Source organism: Acinetobacter sp. YH12140, from assembly GCF_013418475.1.
In the GTDB taxonomy this organism is placed as follows: domain Bacteria; phylum Pseudomonadota; class Gammaproteobacteria; order Pseudomonadales; family Moraxellaceae; genus Acinetobacter; species Acinetobacter amyesii.
The window spans coordinates 101,733-111,688 of sequence record NZ_VPBZ01000004.1; the positions used below are offsets into that span (position 1 = coordinate 101,733).

Annotated in this window: 8 protein-coding genes and 1 pseudogene; 4 read left to right on the forward strand and 5 right to left on the reverse strand. The window is 41.8% G+C overall.

Features of this window, described 5'->3' with window-relative positions:
• Positions 1-38 precede the first annotated feature (38 nt).
• Positions 39-941 carry an AEC family transporter gene (locus FTU75_RS06995; protein ID WP_180115518.1) on the reverse strand — a complete coding sequence of 301 codons (903 nt, stop codon included), beginning with the start codon at positions 939-941 and terminating at the stop codon, positions 39-41.
• Between the two features lie 104 nt (positions 942-1,045).
• On the opposite strand from FTU75_RS06995, the gene FTU75_RS07000 reads away from it, so the two are divergent.
• Positions 1,046-1,942 carry a LysR family transcriptional regulator gene (locus FTU75_RS07000; protein ID WP_180115527.1) on the forward strand — a complete coding sequence of 299 codons (897 nt, stop codon included), beginning with the start codon at positions 1,046-1,048 and terminating at the stop codon, positions 1,940-1,942.
• 52 nt (positions 1,943-1,994) lie between these two features.
• Here the strand turns inward: FTU75_RS07000 and FTU75_RS07005 are convergent, their stop codons facing one another.
• Positions 1,995-5,108, reverse strand: a complete 3,114-nt coding sequence (locus tag FTU75_RS07005) for a DNA translocase FtsK (protein ID WP_180115519.1) — start codon at positions 5,106-5,108, stop codon at positions 1,995-1,997.
• A 253-nt stretch (positions 5,109-5,361) separates the two neighbouring features.
• On the opposite strand from FTU75_RS07005, the gene trxB reads away from it, so the two are divergent.
• The 3 genes from trxB (at position 5,362) to FTU75_RS07020 (ending at position 7,995) form a co-directional block, all read left to right on the forward strand.
• Positions 5,362-6,315, forward strand: coding sequence for a thioredoxin-disulfide reductase (trxB, locus tag FTU75_RS07010; RefSeq protein WP_111885274.1), 954 nt, complete (start codon positions 5,362-5,364; stop codon positions 6,313-6,315).
• A 111-nt stretch (positions 6,316-6,426) separates the two neighbouring features.
• Positions 6,427-7,158: a leucyl/phenylalanyl-tRNA--protein transferase gene (gene aat, locus FTU75_RS07015; protein WP_180115520.1), complete on the forward strand. Its 732-nt coding sequence runs from the start codon at positions 6,427-6,429 to the stop codon at positions 7,156-7,158.
• Positions 7,159-7,179: 21 nt separating this feature from the next.
• On the forward strand, positions 7,180-7,995 hold the full coding sequence (locus FTU75_RS07020; protein ID WP_180115521.1) for an arginyltransferase: 816 nt from the start codon (positions 7,180-7,182) through the stop codon (positions 7,993-7,995).
• Positions 7,996-8,080: 85 nt separating this feature from the next.
• Here the strand turns inward: FTU75_RS07020 and rimI are convergent, their stop codons facing one another.
• From rimI to tuf, 3 genes and pseudogenes are all read right to left on the reverse strand, one after another.
• Entirely contained in the window at positions 8,081-8,539 is a 459-nt protein-coding gene (gene rimI, locus FTU75_RS07025; RefSeq protein ID WP_111885277.1) for a ribosomal protein S18-alanine N-acetyltransferase, read from the reverse strand.
• A gap of 117 nt (positions 8,540-8,656) precedes the next feature.
• Positions 8,657-9,538 (reverse strand): metal-dependent hydrolase, encoded by an 882-nt coding sequence (locus FTU75_RS07030; protein WP_180115522.1) that lies wholly within the window; start codon positions 9,536-9,538, stop codon positions 8,657-8,659.
• Positions 9,539-9,753: 215 nt separating this feature from the next.
• A pseudogene (tuf, locus tag FTU75_RS07035) lies at positions 9,754-9,956 on the reverse strand (elongation factor Tu); the annotation flags it as partial.

The following is a 9,956-nucleotide window of genomic DNA, read 5'->3' on the forward strand; positions in this document are numbered from 1 at the left end:
ATCTTATTTAAAATCAGCGTGATAGTATTTCAGCATGATTAATGCACGATCAACATGAGCAATGGAAACATCAAGCCAAAACCAATGGTTTGTACACTAATAATGGCCGCCATCAGTTGTGAATCACCTTGATAATAGCGTGTCAAAATATAAGACGATGATGCAGTTGGCAAAGCAAAAAAGACCACTAAAATCATTCGCTCAAAATCAGTCAGACCCATCCAAGTACTCAATAGATAAGCAATACATGGCATTAACATGAGACGCCCTATCGTATTTAAACTTAAACGACGTAGATCGGCGCGCATTTGTTGAAACTGTAATGCTGCCCCAACAGAAAGTAGTCCGAGCGGTAAACTCATGGCTGCCAATATTTTTAATAATTCAGGTAAGCCATGAAACAGACTCAAGCCTGATAAATTAAACAATACCCCTGCCACACAGCCTAAAATTAAGGGATTTTTTGCGATGGACTGACAGGTCTGCCTCAATTGCTTCACACTTAAATTTGAGAAGGCCAATACTGAAATAATATTGACTAAGGGCACTGCAACGGCAATTAACATGGCAAACATCTGCATGCCTGTGGAGCCAAATAAAGCGCCCATAAGGGATAAACCAATATAGGTATTAAAACGGATATGACTTTGGATATACACGCCAAAACGCTGCACGGGGATATGCATAAACTGCTTGATCCCCCACAACACAATGCTGATCAAACTGGTGCCCGCAACCAGTACTGTCAACATTCGTGAAACGGTGTTCATATCCAATTGCACGGCTGATACATTCAAAAAAAGCAGCACAGGAAATAAAACGTAGTAATTAAGTTTTTCTGAATTTGCCCAAAATTCATCCTGAACAAACTGTGTGTATTTAAGCACATAGCCCATCGCGATTAATGCAACGAGGGGAAACAATGCGACGACGATATTCATGCTGTACGCCTTGAAATAAAGTAGCTATTTCATCTTTAACCATTTATGTAGCACAATATAATCCTCATCTAGACTCATAACAAAATGAGTAATTACTCATGGCAATGACATTTTCTCAGCTTGAAATCTTTATTAAAGTCGCAGAACAACAAAGCTTTACTCTCGCTGCTCGACAGCTGGGAATTACTCAGTCAGCTGTCTCTCATGCCCTAAAGTGTTTAGAACAACATTGGAATGTCAGCTTATTTAGCCGTGAACAAGGCGAAATTAGCCTGACTCATATTGGTCAGCAGTTATTACTGCATGCTAAAGAAGTCATCAATACCGCACAAATCATGCAACAAGAAGTGCATGCCGCACATGGTATTCAACAAGGAACGCTGAGAATTGGCTCTTTTGGTTCTTCTAGTTCGATTCATCTGCTTCCAGAGCTATTAAAGGCATATAGAGAGCGCTATCCGCACATTGAGATCTATGTCGAAGAAGGTACTGATGCAGAAGTGTCTCGTTGGATTTCTGAACGTCAGATTGATGTTGGTTTTGCCGTACTCCCCAAGCCGCAACTGTTCACCTTCCCCTTAATTCAAGATATTTTCATTGCCTTGATTCCAGATAGTTATTCAGTTTCCAAACACAGTCATTTAAATATCCAAGACCTACAAAACTACCCCTTTATTATGACCCGTGCAGGTAGTCAGTCTCATGTGGAAAAGTTACTGCAACAACATCAAATTCAACCCAAAATCACCTATCAAATGTCGCAACTTTTAACCATTTTAAATATGGTGAATTTACAAGAAGGTATCGCTATCGTTGCGGATATGGCTATGCCTGCTGAGCTGTTGGCGCTACATCCACATGTGGTTAAACGTCCACTCTTTCCAAATACCCAACGGCAGATTGGACTCGCCGTAAAAAATCAAAAACTCATGAGCCCGGCCTGCAAAGCTTTTATCGAACTGGCCCAGTCCATGTTCTACCAAGATAAGTTCTCAATCTAAAAATAAAAAAACCTGCCGAAGCAGGTTTTAGAGAAAGATCTAATCCAATTGATTAAACCAAAATGTCACGCTTACCATTTGGTCCCATACCACTGACGATGCCATTTTCTTCCATCTGATCAATAATCCGTGCAGCACGGTTATAACCGAGGCTAAATTTACGTTGCAGCGAAGAAGTAGAAGCTTTACGAGTTTCCAGTACAAAGCTAACGCATTGGTCATACAAAGCATCTCGATCTGATCCGCCATCACCATCTTCAAAACCGCGAGATGTCGGCTCTTCATCATAAGGCGTGAGGATTTCATCGACATAATTCGGTTCACCGCGCTCACGCCATGCATCACAAATACGGTTCACTTCATCGTCTGAAATAAACGCGCCATGTACCCGTTCAGGTTCAATTTTCCCCGGTCCGAGGAATAACATATCACCATGGCCCAGTAAGTCTTCCGCACCACCAGCGTCTAAGATAGTACGTGAATCCAGTTTACTGTTGACACGTAGCGCAGCACGCGTTGGAATATTGGCTTTGATCAAACCTGTCACTACATCTACGGTTGGACGCTGCGTCGCCAACAGCAAATGAATCCCTGCTGCACGTGATTTTTGTGCAAGACGGGTAATCATTTCTTCAGCTTTTTTACCCACTTGCATGATCATGTCGGCAAATTCGTCGGCAACAATTACGATCAACGGCATAGGCTGTAAACGTGGCGCACGACTTTGGGTTGCAGAGTCATCTGGCTTCCAAGTTGGATCGATGAGATCTTCCCCGTTGGCCATTGCTTCTTCAATTTTGCGGTTAAAGTCAGTCAGCTTACGCACTTTCATCAAAGACATCAGCTTATAACGACGCTCCATTTCATTCACACACCAGTTCAATGCACTCACCGCATCTTTCATGTCGGTTACAACAGGCGTTAATAAATGTGGAATATCGTTATAGTTGGCAAGTTCCAACTGTTTCGGGTCAATCATGATGAGTCGCAGTTGCTCAGGTGTATATTTCAACAACATCGACAACAACATGGCATTAACTGCGACTGACTTACCAGAACCCGTGGTACCTGCCACCAACATATGCGGTGCTTTCGCCAAATCTGCCAAGACAGGATTACCCGAAATATCTTTACCCATCGCCATACTAAGTAAGGCATTTGGATCACGGTATGCCGGCGTTTCTAACAGCTCAATAAGACGAACCATTTCACGTGAACTATTTGGGACTTCAATCCCGATATACGGTTTACCCGGAATAACTTCCACCACACGTACAGAAGCCATAGACATTGAGCGTGCCAAGTCACGTGAAATATTGGTCACTTTCGATGCTTTTACACCGGGTGCCAAATCTAGTTCAAAACGTGTCACGACAGGGCCCGGCTGTGCTTCTACAACTTTAGCTTTGACATTAAACTCTTGCAGCTTAATTTCTAAAAGTTCAGACAAGCGAGACAATTGCTCTGCGGTAAAATTAACTTTCTTATTCGGATCTACAGGATCTAATATTTCCAATCCCGGCAAAGTCGGTAAATCCAAACGTTTTTGTGCCACTTGCATCGCACGAGACATTGGACGACCAGAGGCATCGGTTAAAGGCGCATCAAAGTCAAAATCATCTTCGAGATCTAAATCGATGTCTTCAGGCTTACCTGCTGTTTCTTGCCACACTTCACGGAAAGCATCTTTATTCGAGCTGATTAAGGCTTTTTCATCATCAGATACAAAAGTCTGCGGCTGTGTATTGATTTCAGCACGAACCAAAGGCGTAGATTGCGCATAACTACTGGTTGTACGAACTGGCTGTACCTGTTCTATCACTCGCTCTGCTTCTTCAACCAGCAAATCATCGAGATCATTAAATTCGGTTTCAACACTGATATTTTTCGGTGTGGTGAGCGTTGTCGTTTGTGCAGCAGCTACGCCTAAACCTGCAACGGTTGCAGCAGCACCTGTAGCAAATTCATTTGAATGCGTTGCAGGACTTTCACTTTGTGCTGTATTAAATGGGCTATGCACATCAGTCGCTGTTTTACCATTTGGAACAGCGGCTAACAGCTCATCGAAGATCTCATCATCATCCCAATCCACAGATTTTTTAGCTGCCGGCGCCGCTTCTGTCGGAGAAGTCAAATGCACATCTGCTGCTTTGTTGAAATATTCAGTTTGATTGGCAGGCTGCTCTTCTTCTGCAGCTTTCAGTAAAGCATCAATATCTTGTTTATGCCTTTGGTCATCATTTGAATGCAAGGCACGCCAAACCTCTCCTGTCGCAACAACACGTTGTTGATCTTGCTCAAACTGACGCACTTTCGCCAAAGTATGTTCAAAATCATCATCGGATGGTGTAGCAGTCTCCATCGAATCTACCGTAGATAAATGCTGTACATTGCCTTCTTTTTCTGCCCATTCTTTATCAGCAATATCATCAAATAAACGCTCAGCAACACGATCGCGTACTACAGGGTCAACCTCTACAGCATGATGCTCATGGGCGGGTGTAACTGGTGCAACCACTTTTGATGCATGCGCAGCAGCACTCTCTTTTTTAGTCGTTGGTACTGTACGGTCAAATGCGGTGTCGCCTTCAGGCACATTGCGATAGAACAAATCTTGCAGATAAGCTGGTGTCGATTTCATGGTTGCCCATGTCTTATTCCACTTGATGCCAAAGGCCAAAGTGAACAACATGATCCAAAATGCAATAAGAAATATTGCTGCACCATAGACCGTTAAAATTTGTTCAAGACTTTGACCCAGTTCATAACCAATAATCCCGCCCGATGCATTTTCTAAAGTATCTTCAGGGACATTCCAAAATAGGAAAAGTAAACTTGAAGTTGCCAGTAAAATAAAGAACTGAGCGGCATAACGAAATGGACGGTTTAAAAAACTACGCGGCCACCATACTTGAATTGCTTCGAGAAATAAATAGACAGGTATCAGCAGACTTGCCCAACCTAAAAATCCATAGAGTAAGTCAGCTATCCATGCGCCTGCGACGCCGCTGGCATTTGAAACTTGCTGAGTATCACTGGATAAATGCATCCATCCCGGATCAAATGGCGTATATGTGACTGTTGCAAGGAACAGATATATCCCAAATGAAACAAGGAATAATGTCATTATTAAGCGCTGTGCATATGCACCCGACACCGCTGTCATATACGTTCCTGTAACCAATTCTTCATGAATGTTTTTGTCATTACCCACAACAAAAATGGGCTGAATCTAAACCTGTTATTATGCACCTGTTCAATAAAAAAGATGCAAGATAATTTAAGTATAGTTGTTAACTTTATTCTATATAGCTCAAAACGATTTCGATGATCAATAATATCGACTTTAATCTCACACAATCGTTTCAAACTTTGACGTATAATTCCACAAATTATCATATAAAAAAAGGATTCTACGGATGAGCGCTCGTCACTCACGTCTAATTATTTTAGGTTCTGGTCCTGCAGGTTATAGCGCTGCGGTATACGCTGCCCGTGCGAACCTGAAACCGACACTCATCGCAGGTATTCAATTAGGCGGTCAATTGACTACGACAACAGAAGTAGATAACTGGCCAGGTGGTGCAGAAGGTTTAACAGGCCCTGCCCTAATGGAACAAATGCAAGCGCATGCTGAACGTTTTGGCACAGAAATAGTGTATGACCATATCAACGAAGTTGACCTCAATGTTCGTCCATTCGTACTTAAAGGCGATATGGAAGAGTTCACTTGTGATGCATTGATTATTTGTACAGGTGCAACTGCGCAATACTTAGGTCTTGAATCTGAAGCTGCATTTATGGGTCAAGGTGTAAGTGCTTGCGCAACTTGTGATGGTTTCTTCTACAAAAACCAAAAAGTTATGGTTGTCGGCGGCGGTAATACTGCTGTGGAAGAAGCGCTGTATCTTTCAAACATTGCTTCTCATGTCACTCTTGTACACCGTCGCGACACTTTACGATCAGAGAAAATTCTGCAAGATCATCTTTTTGCAAAAGAAAAAGAAGGTAAAATCAGCATCATCTGGAATCACCAAGTGGATGAAGTGATTGGAGATACGACGGGTGTGACTTCTGTACGTATTAAATCTACGCAAGATGATTCAACTCAAAATGTTGATGTCACTGGTATGTTTGTGGCTATTGGTCACAAACCAAACAGCGGTATTTTTGAAGGCCAATTAAACTTACGTGACGGCTACATCCAAGTTCAAAGTGGCACAGCGGGTAACGCAACACAAACGTCTATTCCGGGTGTATTTGCTGCGGGTGATATTGCCGATAGTATCTACCGTCAAGCGATTACTTCTGCAGGTTCAGGCTGTATGGCTGCACTCGATGCTGAAAAATACCTTGATGCACTCGGCGAATAATCTTTTGCTTCAGTCATTTGCTTAGCTAAATAGTTTTAAAAAATTAGCCGACCTAATGGTCGGCTTTTTTATGTATGATAAATATCCGTGTACCTCAATAAGAAGCTTGGCATGCCGATACTCCCTCCTTCTGAATTTACTTTCCCCGATCCAGTTGAATGCGATCCCGAAGGTGAAGGCTTAATTTGCATCGGTGCTGACCTCTCCCCTTCCACACTGTTTGAAGCCTATAGTCACGGTCTTTTCCCATGGTTCAGTGAAGGTGATCCGATTTGTTGGTGGTGTCCTGAACCCCGCTGCATTATTCGACCGCAGGACTATCATCCAAGCAAATCGTTATTACGCAGCATGAAAAAAATGGACTATAAGATCACCATTAATCATGCGTTTGAAACTGTGATTCGCTCATGTTCACTGCCGCGTAGTTATGCCAATGAAACATGGATTTCAGAAGATATTATTCAGGGATATTCTGCGCTGTTTGACGCAGGCTATGCTTATAGCATTGAAGTTTGGGAAAACGAGATCGTTGTCGGTGGCCTCTATGGCGTTAATATTGGTCATGGCTGCTTTGGCGAGTCTATGTTTAGTACACGAACAGATGTCTCTAAAATGGCGTTTTACACCTTAATGCTCATCGGGCAAGAGAATCAACTACCATGGATTGATTGCCAATTAGTCAACGATCACCTCTTAAGCTTAGGTGCGAGTACACTTTCTCGCCAACAATACCTTAATTCGTTACAAGATGTTGTTAAACAACCCTCTATCGATTGGAAAAAGTATCAGGACAGTGTATTTTCAAGTAAAACAATAGAGCAATGGGCGAGTCTCAGCGCATGACAATATAAGAGGGATATTACGATGAATTCCTATCAACCAAAGTCCCTGTTGAACGAATTACAGTACTACATCACGCCTCCGCATGATTGTAGCTACTTAGAAAATAAATCTGCTCGAATGGTCTTTTTGGACCCGGTCCATCGTATTGATGTGGTCACATTATCTGAACTTTCCCGCATGGGTTTTCGTCGTAGTGGTGATTTTGTCTATCGCCCTGAATGTCATCTTTGTCGCCAATGTTTGTCCTCTCGCGTTCCTGTTCATGAATTTCAAATGAACAGCGTGCAAAAAAAAGCGCGGAAACGGAATCAAGATTTAACGGTGAAAATTAGCCGCCCTCAAGATGCCGATGCAAAGCATTATGCGCTGTACGAACGCTACATTAATGAGCGGCATGCTGATGGTGATATGTACCCACCTAGCCAAGATCAATTTGAAAAATTTTTAATTAATAGCTGCACTGACAGTTTCTTTTTAGAGCTGTGGTTAGATGAGCAACTGATCAGTGTATCTACCTGTGATCCACTTGATGATGGTATTTCAGCGGTATATACCTTTTTTGATCCTGATGAAAGCCGTCGCTCCCTAGGGACTTTTGCCATTCTGAAACAAATCGAGCATGCACAAAAACTTGGACTGCAATATGTCTACTTGGGCTATTGGGTGCCCGATTCGCAAAAAATGAATTATAAATCTCAGTACATTCCACTGGAACTTCTGCTTGATGGACAATGGCGTCGACTCAACCGACCACTGACCCAAGAAGAAATCAGCCAACTGGGGGATTCCCTGATGACCACCCTACCTTCCGGTTGGAACAATCCTATTATTAAATAAACGGGATCAAACAAAAGATATTCAATAAAAAAGCATCCGTTTATTCACGAATGCTTTCTTTAAATCTGATTACGCTTCACCGCTTTTATTTAAATAAAGCTGCAAAATCATCACCACAAGTCTTCACCATAATAATGGCGTGCTCACGAGTTCCATCGGCATTTGGATAATAATTCTTTCGCAAATCGATTTGATGAAAATCCGCTTTTTCATATAAACGGATCGCTGGTTGATTACCTTCTCGCACTTCTAAGAAGATTTGAATGGGGTTATTTTTGAGTAAGGCAATAGATTCATCGAGTAATTGAAAACCTAATCCTTTGCCTTGCTGGCTCGGATCGATCGCCATTAACAATAAATTTGCTTCATCTAAAACGGGTTGTAAAATGCAAAAACCTACAACTTTTCCTTGTCGCTCAATCACCGTACTTTGATAGGCAGCAATCGATTCTTGAAATTGTTTTATGGTCCAAGGATGGCTTTGTACGCGGCGCTCGATATCGTAAACCTGCTGGACATCAGCGTCTTGCATCAAACGAATCATCTTCGTTTATCTTTCTATAGCTAGGGTATGCGCATTATAAAAAGTTTGTCTATAAAGTTGAATAAAAAAAAGAGCGATTTACATCGCCCTTCTGAAAAAGTCACCACAGCGCTGTGATTAGAGACCCAAATATGCTTTCCACGTTTTTAACAAACCAGAAGTATCTAAATCATTCGGGTGAAAACCTGGTTTAAAATACATCAGCATTTCTTTACCCATACCAGTGATGATGCCTTTTGAAGGGCTATAACCATAGGTATAAATATCTTTTAATGCTTCAAAATTAAGCTTGTTATCTTCTTTTAATAAACGAGCGACAAAATAACTTTGTATGAAGAATAATGTCACCATTGCGCCAATCAATGAACCTGTACGGAGTGCGTAGGCCTTTATTCCCTGACCAAAGACACCTTCAAATACATCATAAGCTACGGCTTTATGCTCATTTTCTTCAATCGCATGCCATAACCACATATTTTTCATGGTTTCATCAGTCATTAAGGCTTGAATATGTGGGTTTACCAATAACTGTGAAGCAATCGTTGCAGTGAAATGCTCAAGTGCCGTAGTTGCAGTAAGATCCACCATTTCTTGAGTAATACCAACAGGTTTACCAATACGTGCAAAGACTTTACGTACACCTTGGATAACACGACCCGTTGCCTTATCAAGTGTTTCGACATCATGACCGTATTTTTGTGCAGAAGCATTAAAACCCTCATGCTCTTGCGTATGCATTGCTTCTTGACCAATGAAAGCACTAATTTCTTTTTGTAGGGCTTCATTATTTGCGATCGATGGGTGTTTACGTACTGCACGCACACTATCAATAAAGAACATTTCACCCGCGGGAAATAAAGCAGACAATGCGGTCATAAAATGTGTCAAACCTGCTGAGCCATTCATCCAGTACTCTGGTACCGCATCAAAATCAAAATTCATGCGACGTACAGGGAAACTTGCACCTGCTCGATTAGTAATCTTTACTTTAGCGTTCATGCCTAACTCCTTTTTGAGTTATGAAATACTCAAACTTTTATTGGTTTTCTTGAGTTCATATTACGGTTTTATTGACACGTAATTATTTCAGTTAAGGACAGTGAATTATCACTAAAGGACAGCTTTAAAAAATATTGTCAGACAATTTCCCTATCACATTGAATAAGCATAAAAAAAGCGCCTCAAAGAGGCGCTTTTTTTCACACATTTAGTGATTATGCAGTTACTTTAGAAACTACACCCGCACCAACTGTACGACCACCTTCACGGATCGCAAAGCGTAAGCCAGCGTCCATTGCGATTGGGTGGATTAATTCTACTGACATTTCTACGTTGTCACCAGGCATAACCATTTCAACGCCTTCTTTAAGCGAGATCGCACCAGTTACGTCAGTTGTACGGAAGTAGAACTGTGGAC